Here is an 18,625-nt window from a genome sequence, read left to right as displayed (position 1 = left end):
CAAGACGATCGTTGGTTGATACGACGAGGGGAGTTATACATGCTTATGGCGGACCTAGCATCAGAACGGGAATACCACGCAGAGGGGGAGAGACGGTAAGTCCGCCCGCACACGGCGGCGAACTTACCGCTTTCATGCTCCAGACGCCAGTCCGGTCGCTTTTAGCCGGCGGCAATATTTATCAGCAAGCGTGGGTGCCGTTACCAGCGCCGCGCTTCCGCCAGTTCCTGCTTGGCTTCATTCAGCTTATGGGCCTTGTTACGAACCTTTTCCATATCGCCGCTGGCAATCGCCCGATCGAGCTCGATTTCGCGCCGTCTGACTTTATCTTCCTTACCCTGAATTTTATCCTGACGATGACTGGCACCGCTGTAGCCATCAAGACGATGACTCGCCCCGCTATAGCCGTCAAGGCGATAGCTGGCGCCGCTGTAACCATCAGAACACGCCGCCTCAACCCGGGCCAGCGCCCGCTCCAGCCCTGCCAGACGGTTATGGTTGCCGTAGCGCTTGGCATATTCCATCTGCGTTTTGATTTTACTTTTCTTGATTTCACATCCCTGACGTCCCGCCGTTGCATTGGAGGAAAAAACCATCGCAACACAAACTAATAACAAGGAAGAAAGTTTTTTCATTTATCTGTCCTTAAATCCCCATCGGGATATTTATTCCTCGGAATAGTCCTTTTCTAACCTGGTGTTTATTTTTAACGCATAAAACAACGCACCGTAAATTTACTTGCTGACGCATGGATTTATACCCGAAAGTACCGAAAACTGCCAGAGAGCAAACATCACAACCTTCCCCCTGATTCATAAACAGTTATCAGGAACGTATTTATTTTTTATAAATAAACATGTGTTTCATAAAAATAAAATATAAACACTCAAGTAATATAAGGAGCGACGCCCGCCTGCATATCATCAGCAACCAACGCTACAATATTTGAACCAATAACACGTATTGCTAACCAATCCAGACAGGATGAACAGCATGACACTATCCCTGACAGCTCCCGTGCAACAGCAGCTGACCGCCGCCGTCGACCTTCTCACCCGCCAGCTTGACCGTAACCTGATGGCCGTCCACCTGTACGGCTCTGCCGTTGAGGGCGGGCTACGGCCCTACAGCGATCTCGATCTGCTGGTTACGGTGCGTGCGCCGCTGGACGACGCGCAGCGGGCGGCCCTGATGCAGGCGCTGCTGACGCTGTCTGCGCCGCCCGGCGCATCGGATACCAAGCGGGCGCTGGAGGTCACCGTGCTGGTGTATTCACAGCTGGTGCCGTGGCGCTACCCGCCGGTCAGAGAACTGCAGTTCGGCGAGTGGCTGCGCGAGGCTATTGGTGCGGGAATCTATGAACCGGCGCAGCAGGACGCAGATATTGCCATTCTGCTGACCAAAGCGCGCCACGCCAGCGTGGCGCTGGCCGGCGACGAGGCGGCACGGCTGTTTCCCCCTGTACCGCCGCGCGACCTGCGGCAAACCTTTCAGGATACGCTGACGCTGTGGCAGACAACCGCAGACCTGCAGGGCGACGAGCGTAATATCCTCCTGACGCTGGCGCGCATCTGGTACAGCGTTGTCCACGGCGATATTACCGGCAAAGAAGAGGCGGCGGACTGGCTGTTGCCTCGGTTGCCCGCCGACCATGCCGCCACGCTGCAGGCGGCACGGCAGGAGTATCTGGGGCTGGCGACGCAGGACTGGGCAGCGGTCATGCCGGCGGTAGAACGCTTTGTTCACTATGCCCAAGCGCAGATTGGCGCCCGGCTCGACGGATAACTGACGTTTTCGCCGCCCCAGCGCTACACCATCACCGCCTTAAGACGCCGCACCGCCGTATCTGCCTCTGCCGCCGTGGCAAAATTGGCAAACCCCATCAGCAATCCGCCCGCTTCGGAAGGCGTGGCCCGCCAGTCACTCAGCGCCTGCAGCCCCAGCCCGGCTGACTCGGCGGCGGCAACCAACGCCTTATCATCCTGTCCGGCCGGCAGATGCGCCAACACGTGGATACCGCCGGCCTGCGGCTGGATATGCAGCCGCTCGCCCAGCGTCTGCCGCAGGGCATCCACCAGATAGCCGCGCCGTGCGGCGTACAGCGCACGCATCTTGCGCAGATGGCGGCCAAAGTGCCCCTGTTCCATAAAGTCGGCCACCATTGCCTGCGGCAGAATGGAGCCGGGGCCGGGCAGATGGTTGACGCTGTCCCGAAAGCGGCTGACCAGCCCGGCAGGCGCCACCAGATACGCCAGCCGCAGGCCGGGGAACAACACTTTGCTGAAGGTGCCGGTATAAAGCACGCGCCCGTCGCGATCCAGGCTTTTCAACGCCGGCAGCGGCCGACCGTGGTAGCGGAACTCGCTGTCGTAGTCGTCTTCAATAATCCACGCCCGGCGGCGGCGCGCCCATTCCAGCAATTCCAACCGCCGCGGCAGCGACAGCGCCACGCCCGTCGGGCTTTGGTGAGTCGGCGTTACCACCGCGAAACGCGCGTCATCCGAGCGCAGCCGCCCGGCGGCCACGTTCAGCCCCTCCGCATCCACCGGCACCGCTGCCAGCCGCAGGCCGGCACGCTCCAGATACTGCCGGGCAAACAGGTAACCGGGGTCCTCAAACCAGCCGACGTCGCCCGCCTGCAGCAATGTATGGCGCACCAGCTCCAGCGCCCCGTGATAGCCTGCGGTAACAAACACCTGTTCATGCGTGCAGGCAATGCCGCGCGAGATGCCCAGATAGGCGGCAATAGCCTGCCGCAGCGGCGCATAGCCCGCCGGATCGGGGTAATACATCGCCTGCATCTCCCGCGAACGCAGGCTGCGCCCCGCCAGACGGGCCCAGACTTTGCGCGGAAACGTGTCCAACGCCGGCAGCCCCATCTGGAACGACAGCGAATCGCCGGTGACGGCATGCGGATGAGGCGAAGCGACAACCGGCGGTGCAGTGACCGCCAGCGGTTCGGCCAGCGTCCCCAGCCCCGGCGACACTACGGTGCCGGCCGCGCCGCGTGCGACGAAATAGCCCTCGTTCGCCAACATCTGGTAGGCGGTTTCCACCGTGCCGCGCGCCAGATTCAGTTCACTGGCGAGGCTGCGCACCGACGGCACGCGGTCCCCCGGGCGCAGCTTGCCGGCGGCAATCGCCTCGCGGTAGCGCCGGTACAGCTGCAGGTAGAGCGGTGCATCATGCTGCTGGTCAGGCCGCAACTGCTGTATATCCATCGCTAATGCCCCATCAATTCAGTCAATTCTTGCACCTATGTTATAGGCCATTGGTCACTTACAGTAGCGGCTATACCGTAAAGCGACGAGACTTTTTATCAGGAGACCACCATGAGCACACCAAAACGTCTGCCGTACCACACCCTTTCTCCCGACGCCTATCAGGGCCTGATCGCCACCAAGAACGCGCTGGAAAACAGCCCGCTGGGCAAAACGCTGATCGAGCTGGTCTGGCTGCGCATGTCGCAGATCAACGGCTGCGCTTTTTGCCTGGAGATGCACGCCAAAGCGCTGCGCGCCGGCGGCATGGCGGAGACCAAACTGGACGGGGTGGCAGGCTGGCGCGTCAGCGAACGCTTCAGCGCCCGCGAACGCGCCGCGCTGGCCTGGACGGAATCGCTGACGCACGTAGATACCACCCACGCCTCCGACGGCGACTTCGAACCGCTCCGTGCGCACTTCAGCGAAGTGGAAATCTCCGACCTGACCTTCGCCATCGCCCTGATGAGCGCCTTTAACCGTCTGGCGATCGGTATGCGCCAGTAACGCCGGGCACGGCTCTACGGCAGAGCCGGACAGAACTATGCTGATTAACGGGCGCTGCTGCTCACGATGGGAGAAGATACGATGAATATACTGCACATTGACTGCAGCCCGCGGCACGATTCGCACAGCCGCCGGCTTTCCGCCGCCCTGCTCGCGCGCCTGCGGGCCGCCACTCCTGACGCCGGCGTGACGCGCCGCGACTTGGGCCGCGAGCCGATAGCGCATGCCGACGCCGACTACGCCAGCGTTTTATCCTCACCCGGCGCGCTGGCGGCCGGCGCGACGGAAAGCGCGCTGCGGCTGTCGGAAACCTTGATTCAGGAAGTCGAGCGGGCCGACGCGCTGGTGCTGGGCACGCCGATGAACAATTTCACCGTGCCTTCGGTGCTGAAGGCGTGGCTCGATCAGATTCTGCGTATGGGGCGCACTATCACCACAACCCCCGACGGCGAGAAACTCGGCCTGCTGCAGGACAAGCCGGTTTATATCGCCATCGCCGCCGGCGGCGTGTTCAGCGGCGAACGTGCCAGACAGCCGGACTTTCTCACCCCTTACCTCACCGCCGCCTTTGGCTGCATCGGCCTGCATTCCCTGCAATTTTTTCCCCTGCAGGCAACGGCGTTTCTCGACCATGAGCAATTGGCGGCCGCGCAGGAGGCGCTGCTCGCCACCCTGACGCTCAAGGCTGCAGACTCATCACGGGCTTAATCTGTCGGCCCGGCTGGCGGTACAGCGCCAGCGCCTCCCGCCAGTCGGCCTGCGGAAAGATGTGCGCCTCGCCGCAGCGGCTTTCCGCCAGCAGCGGCCATATCCGCCCGAACAGCGCGTGCCACTGCGCCGCAGCGATGTCGGCCAGATAGTTGCGGATATGAAACCAGCGCACCGGCGGATAGTGGCGTTTCAGCGCGAATGTCTGACCGGAGAGCAGCCCGTAACAGACAAACAGCCCGTCCGGCCGCATCGCTTCCAGCAACTGCTGTGCCAGCACGCCGCCGGTGGCGTCAAACACGATATCCGCCGTAGCGGCCAGTTGGTCGATGCGCGCCCGCTCGCTCTGCGCCACGGGGGTAATGCCGCAGGCCGCCAGGCTGTCGGCATGCACCGGGGAACGGCAGATGCCCACCACCGCCGTCGCGCCACGCTGCAGCGCCCACTGGCCGAGCAGCCTGGCGCAGTCGGAACCGGCGGCGGTCAGCAGCACGCGGCGCCCCGCCGGGTTATACAGATCCAACATCAACAGCGCGGCCAGCGGATTGATATAGGCGCGGGACGCCAGCGGGTCCGCGATAGCCTCCGGCACCGGCACCGCCAGCGCCGCCGGGCAACTGACATAGCGCTGCCAGGTTCCCTCCCCCCGCAGCGGCAATACCCGTTTGCCCAGCAGATGCTCCGCCCCCGGCGTCGCCTCCGTCACCACGCCGATGCCCTCATAGCCCGCGACGGCGGGCGGCGTAACCCGGTGGCGGTAAGCGCCGGTGAGCGGAATCAAATCAGAGGCGTTCACCGGCGCAAGCCGCATTTCTACCCGCACGCTTCCCGCCGTCAGCGCGGCCGGCGGCGCGTGTTCCAGCCGGAGCACCTCTTCCGGTACGCCAAACTCCCGGTACCACAGCGCGCTGTTTACCATTCTTCACCTCAGTGATTAATCCTGTCGCCGGCCCTGCCGTCGTTGCGCCGCATCCTTCCACAGATTGAGCGGTCGGGCAATGGCGTTGCGCGTTCACTCTGTCGCAAAATAGGAATACAAGGCTAGTAAGTTCCGGACAAAAAACGGAAAATAAATTCGTCTCCTCCGGGTGCAAGGAATCACACTCAGACAATGTAGAGAGGATGCGTACTGAAACGTCGTAAGGCATAAGGAAGTTCGTGCAACAAGAAAAGGACATTCAAGAATGAGTAAGAGAAGTGAGATTATTGATGGCTATAAAGCCTCCACGGCAAATAGAGGTTTAATTTACACCGAAGTACTCGGTTGGATCGATCTAGGCCATGCTCGAGGTGATGACGTTAAAAAACTAATGGGTAAGTTGAGGGAAGGGGAAGCATCAGGTAAAAAGTATTATGATGTTAAATACATCCAGTCAATGCTGGCGCGCGGCGTTCTTCGTACTGGAAAGTATATTGAATGGCGCATAAAACGGGGAAGAACCTATTATGAGCAACAAAGTATTACGCTCGCAATGATGATGACGTGCGCACGAAAATTCGAAGCATTCCAGTCAGCATTCCCGAACAACCTTGTTACTGATAGTGGGTTCAGCGGTGAGGATTTAGTATCTGACTTATTGGGTTTCTACCGTGTAATGTCTATCCATAACCCATTCCATATTCTCCGCCCACTCAACAAGGATGAAGCCTTAAGACGTTGGGATCACTATGGTCCGATAGGCTCTTTTAAGAATGAGAGTTTTACACCGCTATTGTTTCCTGATCCGGCTAGATTTCCTCACGCCAAGCCATATTGGTCGGAACTCCCACCTTTTATGAAAACCATCATGCCTTACGGTGACTTTTCATCTGGGAATGTCTCTGTGTCTACAAATGACGGTACTTACATAAAAATAGGGAAAGTAGAGTCAAGACTATGAAAATATCAAAAAAAATAATCCTGAGTGTTGCTACCGTTGCTGCCCTATTTGCCTACTATTGGCCCACGATAACCATGAATTTCGCCAGCAGCGCGCAATATACCGAACAGGATGAAAGAGAATATGCGTTTTACACCCCTGAATTGCTCAAGAAAATGCCACGCATATCGGAGCGTTATCAGTTTGATTATACCAACGTCTCCGGGCCGCAGGCCCTGATATATACGGTGACATTTTATGGCGCCGATGACACCCGAAAAATCAGCGACTATCTGACCGCCGCCGGTTATCAACGGCAGCCTGAATGCCTTTTTGCCGGTGAATGCTGGACATCGGCTCACACCCATTATGCGGTAAGCGTAGTAAAGCCCGACGGTGCCAAAGAAGTCACGGTACAGGTCGAAGACAGCTCGCAGTAAACCATCAAGCCGGCCATATACAAGGGGCCGGCCCTCATGCCAAACCTTGCACTACTCCACAGGCCTGCACCACAGGAAAGGGAAGCGCCCTCGCGGTGCGAAGGCGCACGACTAATTAACCGGATAAATATTGATGCTGTGGGTAAGTGCGGAGTTAAACTGGCCGGCATCAATTGCGATGTGCCATACGCCGTCGTCAGGCGCGGTGAAGCGCGCCGGCAGTTCATCGAAATGGCCGCCATGATGACGTCCCGGCTGCCCGTGGGTATAGCGCGCAAACTCCGCATCATCCATCAGCAGGATGATGCACGGCCGGTCGCAGTGCACTTCCACCACGTCGCCCGTTTTCAGGTGTAACTGCGCATGCAAAAAATCCATACGTTCTCCTCATTCAGGGTAACCAGCCTTTTTTGGCTGTTTATTTCCCCCAACAATTAATAAGGATGCCCTTTACTTCCTCACTGCTTAGGTTGATCATAGCAGCGCAATATGCGAATAGCATTATAATAAAATTAACATATTGATTTCATTGCGGAGAACTATACACCCGATCGCCTGCAACCGAGACGGACCCCATCCGGCCCGCCATGTCGCTTTATTTTTGATTTGGCCATTACCTGAGATGAATACACACAAGATCAACCGCGTACGCCCCTTCAGCGCCCTTATTGCCGCCTGCTGGCAGGAACCCTACTCACGCCAGCGTCTGCTAAAAGACGTCATTGCCGGCGTTACCGTCGGCATTATCGCCATCCCGCTGGCCATGGCGCTGGCTATCGCCAGCGGCGTACCGCCGCAGTACGGTCTGTACACCTCAGCGGTTGCCGGCATCGTGATCGCCGTCACCGGCGGGTCGCGCTACAGCGTCTCGGGGCCGACGGCCGCCTTTGTGGTGATCCTGTATCCGGTTGCCCAACAGTTCGGCCTGGCCGGCCTGCTGCTGGCTACTCTGCTCTCCGGCATGTTTTTAGTGGTGATGGGGCTGACCCGCGTCGGCCGGCTGATTGAATATATTCCGCTGCCGGTCACGCTTGGTTTTACCTCGGGGATCGCCATCACCATCGCCACGCTGCAGGTGAAAGATTTTTTCGGCTTGCCGCTCGCGGCGCTGCCGGCCGGCTATGTGGATAAACTGGCCGCCTTGCTGCAGGCGCTGCCCGCCGCGGATATTGGCGATACGCTGATTGGCGGCGTGACGCTGCTGGTGTTGGTTGTCTGGCCACGGCTGGGGCTGCGCGTGCCCGGCCATCTGCCGGCGTTAGCGGCCGGCGCGGCGGTCATGGGGTTACTTAATCTGGCCGGTCATCAGGTCGCCACCATCGGCTCCAGCTTCAGCTACCAGCTGGCCGATGGCAGCCAGGGCGCCGGCATCCCCGCCATTTTGCCTCAGCTGCAGCTGCCCTGGACACTGCCGGCGGCGGACGGTCAGCCGATGACGCTAAGCTGGCAGACGCTGTCCGCACTGCTCCCCGCAGCCTTCTCCATGGCAATGCTGGGCGCCATTGAATCCTTACTGTGCGCCGTGGTGCTGGACGGCATGACCGGCAAAAAACACAGCGCCAACGGCGAGCTTCTGGGACAGGGGATCGGCAATATTATTGCGCCGTTCTTTGGCGGTATTACCGCCACCGCCGCCATCGCCCGCTCGGCGGCCAACGTGCGCGCCGGCGCCACCTCGCCGCTGGCCGCCGTGATTCACGCGCTGCTGGTGCTGCTGGCCCTGCTGCTGCTGGCGCCCTGGCTCTCCTTCCTGCCGCTGGCCGCTATGGCCGCCCTGCTGCTGCTCGTCGCCTGGAATATGAGCGAGGCCCACAAGGTAGTCGATCTGCTGCGCCGGGCGCCCAAGGATGACATTATCGTCATGCTGCTGTGCATGGCGCTGACGGTGCTGTTCGACATGGTGATCGCCATTACCGTTGGCATCGTACTGGCCTCGCTGCTGTTTATGCGCCGCATCGCGCGGATGACGCGCCTGAGCACGCTCAGCGATGACGCGGATGTATTGGTGCTGCGCGTGAACGGCCCGCTGTTTTTTGCCGCCGCCGAGCGCGTGTTCGATGAGGTGCTGGCACGCAGTACCGCGTATCAGACGGTAATCCTGCAGTGGGATGCGGTGCCGGTGCTGGACGCCGGCGGACTCAGCGCCCTGCAGCGCTTTATTGATGCATTGCCGCAGGGTAAGCAGCTGATCGTCACCGACATTCCATTTCAGCCGCTGAAAACGCTGGCGCGGGCACGCATACGGCCGATTGACGGCCGGCTCGCCTTCTATTCAACGCTGCCGGAGGCGCTGGCCGACGGGCAGAAATAATCACGGCGGCGGGGATGATAATACCGGATAAGAGAGGCCGCGCAGCGCCATGCGGGTGCAACAGGCAATCTGACAGCGCGTAACGGGCTACGGCGCCGACTGCGGCAGGCAGACGGAATCTCCCCTGCCGATCGGCGTAGGTTACCCGGACTATCAGCGCGTCTCGACCTTGGGGTTGGCCTGAGAAGTCTGGGAAGGGTAGTCAACGTGATGCTTGTGCAGGTAATCCCGGATCAATTGCCGGACCACCTGCGAGGGGGTAACATCTTGCTGTTGGCAAAGCGTCTCCAGAGCTTTCTTCTTCTCCGGATCGATCAAAACGGTTAAACGCGCGGTCTTCTTTTCCATGGTGTTATCATCCTGATTATGATAATCCAATTATAATACCATCCCGGCCAAACTTCGCCAGAAAACTACAGCCGCGTCAGATAACGCGCCAGATGGCCCACCTCCGCCACGCCGTCGCATCCCAAACGCGCCGCCTGCGTCCGCAGCGCTTTAAGCCGGTAAGCATTGGTGGCGCAGGTGGCGTAAATCACCACGTTGCCGCTGCCGGTTTCGCAGAAAAAGACGTCGGTAAACACCCGGTACAGGGCATGGTACAGCAGCGTCTGGCCGTGCGGCATTTCCAGGTAGTTGAGCACCAGCCAGCCGCCGTCGCACAGCGCGTCCCGGCAGCGTTCGAGAAACGCTTCGGTGCCCTGCAGCGGCGACATGCTGAATGCCGAATAAAGATCGGAGAAAATGACCCCGTAGCGTCGGCCCTGCGCCTGCTGCAAATAGCGCTCGGCATCGTCAATATGGTAGTTCACACAGCTTGTATCAGGCAGCGTGAAATAACTACGGGCAACCGCCAGCACGCGCGGACGCAGCTCCACCACATCAAGCCGCCTGGCGGGGTTGTAGGCATGCAGCGCCCGCAGCAGGCTGCCGCCGCCCAGCCCCAGCAACAGCACGTCGCCCTCTTCCTGCCAGCTAATCGCCATCAACATCGCTTGAATATAGTGATGTATCGGCACCTCAGGAGAACGCATGTTCACCTTGCTCTGCTCGTACAGATCGTCAAAACGCAGGATGCGATACTGTTTGTGTTCGGCAACGATAATATCGCCGTACTCATCCGCTTCGCGGTGGATTTCCTGCCCTGGCGGATCCCTGTCCAGCAGCGTTTGTAAAATATCGTCGACAATGCGAGTCACGGGGCCCTCTGATACTGCGCGCCCAACCGCCGGCGCAAAATAAACTCAGCCACGCAGAGACGTAAAAGATTCAACCCGACAAAAACCCGGTCAATCGATGCCGAACGGGTAGTCGCCGTCGTTACGCTGCCTGGCTCACGCTTACCTTTAAAGCACGCATGATAATACCAATAACATTATAATGTCATACACATTTAATGTTACCATTGCGCACATTATCTCCTGGTGCTGAAGATAACGATCGCAGCCAGAGAGAGTTACCCATTAACATATTGATTAGACTTATAATTAACGAAAATTGAGGCCATAACTATGCAACTTCCAGCCTGCCCGCAATGCCAGTCTGAATATACCTACGTCGATAACGGCCTGTATGTCTGCCCTGAGTGTGCACACGAATGGAACGACGACGAGCCTGCGGCCGATAACGATGCGCTGGTGGTGAAAGACGCCAATGGCAACCTGCTGGCCGACGGCGATGCGGTGACGGTGATTAAAGACCTGAAGGTGAAAGGCAGCTCATCCACGCTGAAAATCGGCACCCGTGTGAAAAGCATCCGCCTGGTCGAAGGCGACCACAATATCGACTGCAAAATTGACGGGTTCGGCCAGATGAAACTGAAGTCCGAGTTTGTGAAGAAAAGCTGATTACTCTCGGGCGGATAAAGGCGTACGCCGCTATCCGCCCGCGGCCATCAGTTCCGCTCAGCCGGGCGTCGTATCAGGGTCACCACGCCGATCCCACCGAGAACCAGCCCTGCCGCCGCCAGAAGAATCGCCTCATGCAGCGAGCCGAACAGCGCCACGCTGGCGGATGACACCAGCGGGCCAACCAGCTGACCGGTCGCATAGCCGGAGGTCAGAAGCCCTACATTTTTTGCCAGCGAACCGGAGGAGATTTCACGCGCAAACCTCATGGTCAGCTGCATAATCGACAAAAAGCCCAGGCCGGTCAGCACCGTCGAACACAGCAATCCCACGGCCCCCGGTAATACCACCGCCGCAGCCACGCCAAGCCCCTGCAGCACCATCATCGCCGCCAGGCTGATTTGCGTATTGAAGCGCGCCGCAAACAGGATCACCATCACCACGCCGGCCACCGCCGACAGGCCGAACAGCGGCCAGAAAAACGCCGCCAAATCGCCGCCCGGAAAGGCGCTGTGTGCCATCTGCGCCAGAAACGTCGCCGGTAATATGTAGCCGAACCCGGCCAGCGTATAGATAGCCACCAGTTTTTTCAGCTCGCTGCCAACCGGCTTCTCGCTTTCGCCCGCTCCCTGAGCCGGGCCGAATGTCGCCGGCAGATAGCGAAACGTCATCAGGCTGATAAGCAGGGCCACCGCGCCGTAGACATACCATGCGCTGGCAGAATCCAGATGCAGCAACCCCATGGCCCATGCCAATATCCCGCTGAGCGTAATGCCAACGCCCGGGCCGGTAAATACTGCGGCGGACAGGCGCGGAGCACGGTTGCCCGCCAGCGTCAGCTGCGTCCAGGAGGTGACGATGATCAGCGCCCAGGCGCCGCCGATGCCGGCGACCAGACGGAACAGACACTGCAGGACGAACGACGAGGTCGCGCCGGACAGTAAGGTCACCAGCACGGTGGCGCAGATGCCGGCCTTCAGATAGCCCGCATGCCCGCTCTTCATACGGCTGACGTGCAGCGCCCCGGCCAGATAGCCGATATAGTTCATCGCCGCCAGAATCCCGGCGCTTGAAAGCGTCAGGTAGCCGTCCCCGATCATCACCGGGATCTGCGGCGTCAGCGAAAAGCGCCCGATGCCCATTACGGTGACCAACGTCAGCAGGCCGGTGAGCATGATTTTAATATTATGTTGTCTGCTGCTCATTACACCGCACCGGTCACTTCGACAATCGCCTGTGGGTAGGCGCCGCGGCGGATCGCATCTGCCACAAACGCGGCGAAATCCGCGCGCGGAATCTCGCCGTACGGCAGCGCCGGCGCAGCCTGTACGCGTCCGGTCGGCTCGGCTTCCGTCAGTCTGCCCGGGCGGAGAATGGTCCACGCCAGCGTGCTGTTGACCAGCCAGGCGTCGGCCAGTTTTTTATAGTGCATATAGCACTCAAATCCCGGGGTGGTTTCCCGGCGGCGCCCCGCTTCGGGGAAAGCGGAAACCAGCACATAGGCGCCGACGCCGGCATGCATGGCCGCCTGCGCGGAATGAATCACCGCCTGATAGTCGACGGCGCGGATTTTCGCCTCATCGTCCGACTTCGCCCCGGCGGTGAACAGCACCACATCCACCCCCTCAAGCCACGCCTGATGCGTCTGTGCGCTGGCGGACGCCACGTCGCCCAGCACCACGTTAATGCCTTGATCGATTAACGGCCGGGCCTTATCCTCGCTTCTGGCCACGCCCGATACGCGGTGGCCGGCCTCATTGAGCAGGCGTGCCGTACGCTGGCCGATATCGCCGGTAATACCGTATATAAAGATAGATTTCATAAGGCTCCTGAGATTGCTGACGGTCTGTCTTACAGTAAGCATAAAAGCGCTGCCGGCCATGAAAAAGAGGGCCAGTTATCCTATGATAATTGGTCATACCCAGGAGTCAGCATGTCCAGAAACGCCGCCGTCAAAGATTTTCTTGTTAAACACCGCGCCAAACTGAATCCGAGCGATTACGGCTTCAGTCCGCTTAACCGGCGCGTCAGCGGATTGCGCCGGGAAGAAGTGGCGCAGCTGGCGGCGGTCAGCGTCAGTTGGTACACCTGGCTGGAGCAGGGTCGGGAGATCAGCATCTCGCCGGCGGCGCTTCAGCGTATCGGCAGAGTGCTGAAACTGTCGCCGGTAGAGCAGCAGTACCTGAATACCATGGTATTTGGCAACGATGCCCCCCATCAGGCGCCGATGCAGCTCCCCGCCGAGGTGATGGCGATGGTCGATGCGCTCAATCCCCATCCGGCCTTTGTCCGCCGCGATAATATGGACATTCTGTACTGGAATCAGGCCGCGCAAACGCAGATTTTTGACTGGTCCGCCATTGCCGAGGCGGATCGCAACTCGTTGAAGCTGATGTTCGTCTGCCCGGAGTACAAACAAAAGATTTATCAATGGGAGCAGGCCGCCAGACATACGATCGCTGCGTTCCGCGCCTATCAGGCCGCCGGCAATAACCGTGATGATTTCAGCGCGGTGATCGACGATCTGACGGCGAGAAGCAGCGAATTTCGCACCATGTGGGATTATCATGACGTCCGGAAAATCGGCACCGGCAACAAAGCCATTATCAATGACGATGGCCGCATCAGCCATTACACCTACACCTCCCTGGAGATCGAACACTCGCCGGGGCTCTACCTGATTTTCTATCTGGCAGCCGGCCCCACCGCTGATGCAGGTTAACGCCGCCGCTAAATCGTGATTTAATCCGGTAAAATCGCTTATATCCATTCCACATCAGGCACTAAGGGACTATTCAATGTATGTAAAACACTACGAAGTTGACGCAGCACACATCGATTTTCAGGGCGTGGTTGACGGTCTTTACTACCCCTTCTATATGGAGTGGACCCGCCACGCCTTTATGAAAGAGGCGCTGGGCATCGATATCGAAGAGGAGTTTAAGCAGGGACGGCTGTATATGGTGCTGGAGTACAACCTGCGCTTTCGCAAAAGCCTGACCAAGGGCGACAAGATGGAAGTCACCTGTGAGCTGGCGAAAAACGACAAGCGCAACCGGGTGAATTTCGTGCAGCAAATCCGCGTTGACGGCCAGGTCTACGCCGACGCCACCTTCGTCGCCACCTGCCTGGAGAACGGCCGCCCCAGCGTACCTGCGGTCATCGCCGAGTTTATCAACGCCTGATCCTCTGAAACCACGTAGCCGCAGACACGCCCTGCGGCCTCACGCTTCCCCGCCAACCCGGCTTCGCCCTGAATCATACCCGCAATTTCAGCCCGCCTCGGGAACCCGCCCCCGGTTTGCCGCCACTCACTATGGCCATTTACCAACCGAGGATCTCACCATGTCTGTCGATATCTCTTCCTTCTACCGCCCGGCAGCCGGATGGCAGAGCGGCCCGGCAATGGACGATGCCTGGACATCCGCCGAGCTTCCCCGGCAGTCCGCCGGCGGCGGCGCGGTGCAGTTCGCCACGCCGGGCGCCGGGAGCAGCGTCAATTTCGGTGCGCCGCTGACTGATGCCCTGCCGACGTCAACGGACGGGCAGCCCAACCCCGGCGACCCGCTCAGCCAGTTGATCGGCGCGCTGCTCAGTCAGGTGATGGCGGAGCTGGCGCGGAGGATGCAGGGCCAGAACGGCAGCGGGCAGGAAACAGCGCCGCAGAATACCGATACTGCCGCCCCGTCCGGCGGCGCGATGCCGCTGAATGAAACCAACGCCGCCAAACCGACGGCCCATGCTGCAAGCGCCGCCGACGGTCCGTCGGCCGGCAGCGGGCCGCGCACCTTCAATATCACCAATACGCAGGATCACGACATCAATATCGGCCAGTTTGATCAGCACAATCAGTTGGTCGGCGAGATCACCCTGAAGCCCGGAGAAAGCGGCCAGATGCGTTATCAGAATGACTTTACCGGCCTGCTGAAGCAGGCCGACGCCGACGGCAACTATCGGGACGACGCCAGCCGCCTGGAGTTCTATAACGGCTTCGTCAATACCAGCGATATCGATGGCCGCAACGCCGCCATTCACGCCACCGATCATCAGGGATTTGAAATCGGCGATCGGCAGAGCATTGCCGACCGCGCGCCGGCAGACATTGTCAGCACCGATTCTGCCGGGAATAAAACCATTGCCGGCTACTACGACGGCTCCAGCGAGACCATGCGCAAGGGCGGCCAGTTTATGACCGACATGCTCGGTACCGGCATGACCTATATGCACCCGGACGACGACCGGCTGCCGGAGGGCCAGAACCCGATGCGCCATACCGACGCCATGACGCTGGACGTCACCTTCGGCAAGGCCTGACGCACCGCCGGGCGGGACCCCGCGTCCCACGGCGGCCACTCAACCACGATACCCACCCGCACCAAGGAGACACCGATGCTCTCTGTATCATCCAACCCCGTCCCGCAGCCCTTCGGGCAGAGCGGAGACTTCAGCAACCTGAGCGATAATCTGTCGCAGAAACCCGTGCTTAACGCCTCAGACAGCGGCGCGCCATTGCCGATCAGCTACGGCGGCGCCCAAGGCACCAACATGGACAGCCTGCTCGGCGGCGGCGATATCCAACAGCAGCTGCAAAGCGCCATTTCCGGCACCCTGATGCAAATGCTGTTCAGTCAGCTCATGCCGCAGTTTATGCAGCTGGCGCAGCAACTGCTGTCCAACGGCCAGAACGGCGGGTCGCAGACGCCGCAGCAGCAGGGCAGCGCGTCAACGCCGGGCGTTACCCCGCAAAGCACGCCGGAGACAGCCAGCGGCCAGCCGACAACCGGCGCAACGGAGAACAGCACGCCGGCTGCCGGCAGCGGCAGTCTGCACCTGCCCGACGCGCTGAAGCCGTATGAAGCGGATATCCAGAACGCCGCCGATAAGACCGGCGTGCCGGCGGAAGTGTTAGCGGCGCAAATCTGGCAGGAGTCGCGCGGCAACCTGGGCGCCAGCACGGTGAACGGCGGCAACGGCCTGCAGGACAGCGGGCTGATGCAGGTCAACAGCAATACCTTTGCCGATCTGCAAAGCAAGAACCCCGGGCTGCTGGGGCCGGACGCCAACCCGAACAGTACCCGGGACAACATTATGGCCGGCGCGCTGTATATGAAAGAGCAGTTGAACGCCTTTGACGGCAACATGGGTGCGGCGCTGCGCGCCTACAATTCCGGCCCGAACAACGTCAACCTCAACGACCTGAGCGATATCTCCAAAACCGGCACCGGCGACGCCACCTACGTCGATAAGGTGCTGAACTTCGCCAATATCATCAAAACCGGCCAGGGCGAACTGCCGGCCTGATGCACGCAAAAAAAAGCCCCTGCACGTTGCCGTACAGGGGCGCTTTCCCCGGTGCCTTAACGGCTATTTCTTATTTTTCACGTTATCTATCACAATCTGCGCGGTGTCCGTCGCCGCCGTCATCGCCCAGCCGACCGGGCCACGAGCGGCGCTCATCGCCCCCTCGCCAATCCCCTTCAGCGCACCGGTAAACACATCACCCAGGCCACGGGCCTCGCCCATATTGTTGAACATCGGCGCCAGCACGGACTTCAGGATCGGAATATTGGACAGCGCCTTGCCGATCTCGCCCATCGCCCACTGGAAGTTATCCTTGTTGGTGCCGTCCAGCCGCACGTGACTGTCATTGGTCTGCGGCAGGTTGCCGTTGCTCGGCAAAGCCTTCAGCCCCTGTTCGGCGATATCTTTCAACACGCCGGCTTCGGTGCCGTGGCGGGCGTCGCCGTCCTTGGTGATACCGTCAATCTTGCCGTTGTCCGCCAAGTCGCCGCGGGAGCCGCCCTCGCGGTTATTCAGCCCTTTGATGCTGTTCAGCACCCGCGCCATATTGTAAGCGGCGTCGGCGCGGCTGGCGGGATCCGGGTTATCCTCGGTCCAGTCGCCAAAACGCTGCTTCAGCTCATCGCGCTTGATATCCTTCTGGTCACCGAGGTTCTTCAGCACCGGGTTGGCATCGATAATCTCCTGCGCGCTACGAGTATCCCCCGGCGGCCGTCCCTGCAGGTTGTCATCGGTCGGCGGCACGCTGGTGTCCTTTTCCGTCTCGCTGACGCCCTGGCCGCCAAACATCGCCGACATATCCGCCTGCGGGCCCTGCAGCAGCGACTGCAGACCGATCAGCATCAGCAACTGCTGGAACAGCCCGCCGCTCTGCGACATCGCTTCCGGCTGCTCCGCCTGCTGCGCCGGCGCATTGCCGAAATTCACCGTCCCGATGCGCAGCTGCGGCGTCTGCAGCGTTTCACTCAGGCCCTCTGCCGGGTTCTCCAGCGATTGGCCGGCCTGACGGGGAAACACCCCCTGGCCGGAGATATTGCTCACCATAACGTTAGCCTCCGTTGTTCTGCGTGCCGCCCAGTTTCGACATCAGCGCGTCCAACCCGACCATCTGCAGCACCGAACCCAGCAGTTTGCTCAGCATATTGCCGTCGCCCTGCTGCTGTGCCGGCTGAGCGGATCCGCCAGACTCTGCGTTGCCGTTCTCACCTGACGGCGCGGCCTTCTGCCCGCCGCCCGCCAGCTGCTGCATAATCTGCATCAGTTGCTGCATCATCTGCATCAGCTGCTGAACCAGGCCGCTCACGCCGCCCTGAGACTGCCCGCCGGAGGCCGGCGTCTCCGGCTGACTGCGGGCCGGCTGCGTTTGTCCACCGTTCTGACCGTTCTGCACGCCGTCAGCGCTCTGCGCGCCTTTGCCGCCCGTCAGTTGCTGGATCATCTGCATCAGCTGCTGCATCATTTGCATCACCTGCTGGATCACCCCGCCCACGCCGCCTGACGCTGACGACTGCCCGGCAGGCGCGCTGTTTTCCGACTGGCGCGGCGACTGCTCGGCCGGCTGCGTCCCATTGCCGCCCAACAGCTGCTGCAGCCCGATCAGCATCAGCAGTTTCTGCATCAGCCCGCCCTGCTGCGCGGGCTGCGCCTCTTCCCCGAGCGCCGGCATCTGCTGCATAAACGCCGCATTGTTGGCATTGCTGAATTTCACCGCACTGTTTTGCTGCGGCAGCGAGATGGCCTGTTCAATTTTTTCTACGTTTTCGTTGGCACGTTCGATCAGATTCCCCACCAGCGGCATGCCAACGCCTGAACCGGATATATTGAGTGTCATCAGGTTACCCTCCTCTGTTTTGCATCAAACCGGCACCGCCCGTTGCGGGCGCGCGGACGTTCCGTTCTCCAGCCATACTGCCAGTCAACCTCGCGTTCATAAGACCTCCGGTTAATCATTAAAACTGCAAAAGTATCGAGCTTTCCCCGCCAGAACATACTTACAATTTCCTGACATTTTTGGCGATTGATGGGCTGAGGCTCGCTAGCTGAGTGTCACGACGCCGGCTTGGGTTCCCTATTTGCCGAATTTCGGCGTGACGCAGGACGCAGACATAAAAAATTCATCTGACAGCGCAGTGATGGCGGGGCATACGCTCAAGCAGCGTACTCACGGGCGTTTCTGCGCCCCCTGTAGGGAAATGACTACAAAAAGCAGGAAAAGGACTACCGAACAATCATCCTGGACTGATAGCTGTAGGGGAAGGCAATAGAGGAAAGTAGCCAAACGCTAATACTTTGTAATGTTTTGTCAGTCTTGCGTCGTCAAAAAAAGATTCAGGAAGCTCAACAATTAAACCAGCGTAACCTGCGGGATCGCGCTGGTTTAGAATAATCGGAG

General features: G+C 59.9%; 21 protein-coding genes. 11 read left to right on the top strand and 10 right to left on the bottom strand.

Translation table 11 applies throughout. The annotated features are described in order from the left end of the window. Positions 1 to 200 precede the first annotated feature (200 nt). On the bottom strand, positions 201 to 635 hold the full coding sequence (locus tag HF675_RS03470) for a DUF1090 domain-containing protein (RefSeq protein WP_187044048.1): 435 nt from the start codon (positions 633 to 635) through the stop codon (positions 201 to 203). A gap of 358 nt (positions 636 to 993) precedes the next feature. On the opposite strand from HF675_RS03470, the gene HF675_RS03465 reads away from it, so the two are divergent. Beyond that, complete coding sequence (locus HF675_RS03465) at positions 994 to 1,785, top strand: ANT(3'')-I family aminoglycoside adenylyltransferase (RefSeq protein ID WP_111738012.1); 792 nt, start codon at positions 994 to 996, stop codon at positions 1,783 to 1,785. 23 nt (positions 1,786 to 1,808) lie between these two features. Here the strand turns inward: HF675_RS03465 and HF675_RS03460 are convergent, their stop codons facing one another. Next, positions 1,809 to 3,221, bottom strand: coding sequence for a PLP-dependent aminotransferase family protein (locus HF675_RS03460; protein WP_187044047.1), 1,413 nt, complete (start codon positions 3,219 to 3,221; stop codon positions 1,809 to 1,811). A gap of 111 nt (positions 3,222 to 3,332) precedes the next feature. Between HF675_RS03460 and HF675_RS03455 the strand changes: the two genes are divergently transcribed. Together HF675_RS03455 and HF675_RS03450 are read left to right on the top strand one after the other, a co-directional pair. Continuing rightward, on the top strand, positions 3,333 to 3,767 hold the full coding sequence (locus HF675_RS03455; RefSeq protein ID WP_187044046.1) for a carboxymuconolactone decarboxylase family protein: 435 nt from the start codon (positions 3,333 to 3,335) through the stop codon (positions 3,765 to 3,767). 81 nt (positions 3,768 to 3,848) lie between these two features. Beyond that, complete coding sequence (locus HF675_RS03450; RefSeq protein ID WP_187044045.1) at positions 3,849 to 4,475, top strand: FMN-dependent NADH-azoreductase; 627 nt, start codon at positions 3,849 to 3,851, stop codon at positions 4,473 to 4,475. On the opposite strand, the gene HF675_RS03445 is transcribed toward HF675_RS03450, so the two are convergent. Continuing rightward, positions 4,447 to 5,394, bottom strand: a complete 948-nt coding sequence (locus HF675_RS03445) for a zinc-dependent alcohol dehydrogenase family protein (RefSeq protein WP_187044044.1) — start codon at positions 5,392 to 5,394, stop codon at positions 4,447 to 4,449. The genes HF675_RS03450 and HF675_RS03445 overlap by 29 nt on opposite strands. Before the next feature lie 265 nt (positions 5,395 to 5,659). Here HF675_RS03445 and HF675_RS03440 point away from each other — a divergent pair, with 265 nt between their 5' ends. Further along, positions 5,660 to 6,355: a hypothetical protein gene (locus HF675_RS03440; protein WP_105232568.1), complete on the top strand. Its 696-nt coding sequence runs from the start codon at positions 5,660 to 5,662 to the stop codon at positions 6,353 to 6,355. After that, on the top strand, positions 6,352 to 6,774 hold the full coding sequence (locus tag HF675_RS03435; RefSeq protein WP_158684845.1) for a hypothetical protein: 423 nt from the start codon (positions 6,352 to 6,354) through the stop codon (positions 6,772 to 6,774). Before HF675_RS03440 ends, HF675_RS03435 begins: the two co-directional genes overlap by 4 nt. 111 nt (positions 6,775 to 6,885) lie before the next feature. Here HF675_RS03435 and HF675_RS03430 read toward each other — a convergent pair whose 3' ends face one another. Further along, positions 6,886 to 7,152 (bottom strand): DUF1883 domain-containing protein, encoded by a 267-nt coding sequence (locus HF675_RS03430; RefSeq protein WP_105232570.1) that lies wholly within the window; start codon positions 7,150 to 7,152, stop codon positions 6,886 to 6,888. Positions 7,153 to 7,396: 244 nt separating this feature from the next. Here HF675_RS03430 and dauA point away from each other — a divergent pair, with 244 nt between their 5' ends. Continuing rightward, positions 7,397 to 9,085, top strand: coding sequence for a C4-dicarboxylic acid transporter DauA (dauA, locus tag HF675_RS03425; protein ID WP_105232571.1), 1,689 nt, complete (start codon positions 7,397 to 7,399; stop codon positions 9,083 to 9,085). 153 nt (positions 9,086 to 9,238) lie between these two features. Here the strand turns inward: dauA and HF675_RS03420 are convergent, their stop codons facing one another. Together HF675_RS03420 and HF675_RS03415 are read right to left on the bottom strand one after the other, a co-directional pair. After that, positions 9,239 to 9,433: a ribbon-helix-helix domain-containing protein gene (locus tag HF675_RS03420; protein WP_105232572.1), complete on the bottom strand. Its 195-nt coding sequence runs from the start codon at positions 9,431 to 9,433 to the stop codon at positions 9,239 to 9,241. 65 nt (positions 9,434 to 9,498) lie between these two features. Further along, positions 9,499 to 10,284: a spermidine synthase gene (locus tag HF675_RS03415; protein ID WP_105232573.1), complete on the bottom strand. Its 786-nt coding sequence runs from the start codon at positions 10,282 to 10,284 to the stop codon at positions 9,499 to 9,501. A 312-nt stretch (positions 10,285 to 10,596) separates the two neighbouring features. Here HF675_RS03415 and HF675_RS03410 point away from each other — a divergent pair, with 312 nt between their 5' ends. Continuing rightward, complete coding sequence (locus tag HF675_RS03410) at positions 10,597 to 10,932, top strand: zinc ribbon domain-containing protein YjdM (RefSeq protein WP_105232574.1); 336 nt, start codon at positions 10,597 to 10,599, stop codon at positions 10,930 to 10,932. A 47-nt stretch (positions 10,933 to 10,979) separates the two neighbouring features. Here HF675_RS03410 and HF675_RS03405 read toward each other — a convergent pair whose 3' ends face one another. Then, on the bottom strand, positions 10,980 to 12,137 hold the full coding sequence (locus HF675_RS03405; protein WP_187044043.1) for a YbfB/YjiJ family MFS transporter: 1,158 nt from the start codon (positions 12,135 to 12,137) through the stop codon (positions 10,980 to 10,982). Further along, on the bottom strand, positions 12,137 to 12,754 hold the full coding sequence (locus tag HF675_RS03400; protein WP_158684846.1) for an NAD(P)H-binding protein: 618 nt from the start codon (positions 12,752 to 12,754) through the stop codon (positions 12,137 to 12,139). The genes HF675_RS03405 and HF675_RS03400 overlap by 1 nt, the downstream gene beginning before the upstream one ends. A gap of 111 nt (positions 12,755 to 12,865) precedes the next feature. On the opposite strand from HF675_RS03400, the gene HF675_RS03395 reads away from it, so the two are divergent. From HF675_RS03395 to HF675_RS03380, 4 genes are all read left to right on the top strand, one after another. Beyond that, positions 12,866 to 13,654, top strand: a complete 789-nt coding sequence (locus tag HF675_RS03395) for a helix-turn-helix transcriptional regulator (RefSeq protein WP_187044042.1) — start codon at positions 12,866 to 12,868, stop codon at positions 13,652 to 13,654. Between the two features lie 76 nt (positions 13,655 to 13,730). Beyond that, positions 13,731 to 14,117, top strand: a complete 387-nt coding sequence (locus HF675_RS03390; RefSeq protein ID WP_105232578.1) for a thioesterase family protein — start codon at positions 13,731 to 13,733, stop codon at positions 14,115 to 14,117. 160 nt (positions 14,118 to 14,277) lie between these two features. Next, positions 14,278 to 15,246, top strand: a complete 969-nt coding sequence (locus HF675_RS03385; protein WP_187044041.1) for a hypothetical protein — start codon at positions 14,278 to 14,280, stop codon at positions 15,244 to 15,246. 75 nt (positions 15,247 to 15,321) lie between these two features. Then, on the top strand, positions 15,322 to 16,233 hold the full coding sequence (locus tag HF675_RS03380) for a lytic transglycosylase domain-containing protein (protein ID WP_111736385.1): 912 nt from the start codon (positions 15,322 to 15,324) through the stop codon (positions 16,231 to 16,233). A 63-nt stretch (positions 16,234 to 16,296) separates the two neighbouring features. Here the strand turns inward: HF675_RS03380 and HF675_RS03375 are convergent, their stop codons facing one another. Both HF675_RS03375 and HF675_RS03370 read right to left on the bottom strand, forming a co-directional pair. Then, positions 16,297 to 17,277 (bottom strand): hypothetical protein, encoded by a 981-nt coding sequence (locus tag HF675_RS03375; protein WP_187044040.1) that lies wholly within the window; start codon positions 17,275 to 17,277, stop codon positions 16,297 to 16,299. Positions 17,278 to 17,281: 4 nt separating this feature from the next. Next, positions 17,282 to 18,064 (bottom strand): hypothetical protein, encoded by a 783-nt coding sequence (locus HF675_RS03370; RefSeq protein WP_187044039.1) that lies wholly within the window; start codon positions 18,062 to 18,064, stop codon positions 17,282 to 17,284. Positions 18,065 to 18,625: the final 561 nt, after the last annotated feature.

It is taken from the genome of Serratia sp. JUb9 (assembly GCF_014298095.1).
Lineage (GTDB): Bacteria > Pseudomonadota > Gammaproteobacteria > Enterobacterales > Enterobacteriaceae > Serratia_B > Serratia_B rhizosphaerae.
The sequence above is the reverse complement of the archived record's forward strand: the minus strand, read 5'-3'. Positions and strand labels throughout refer to the sequence as shown.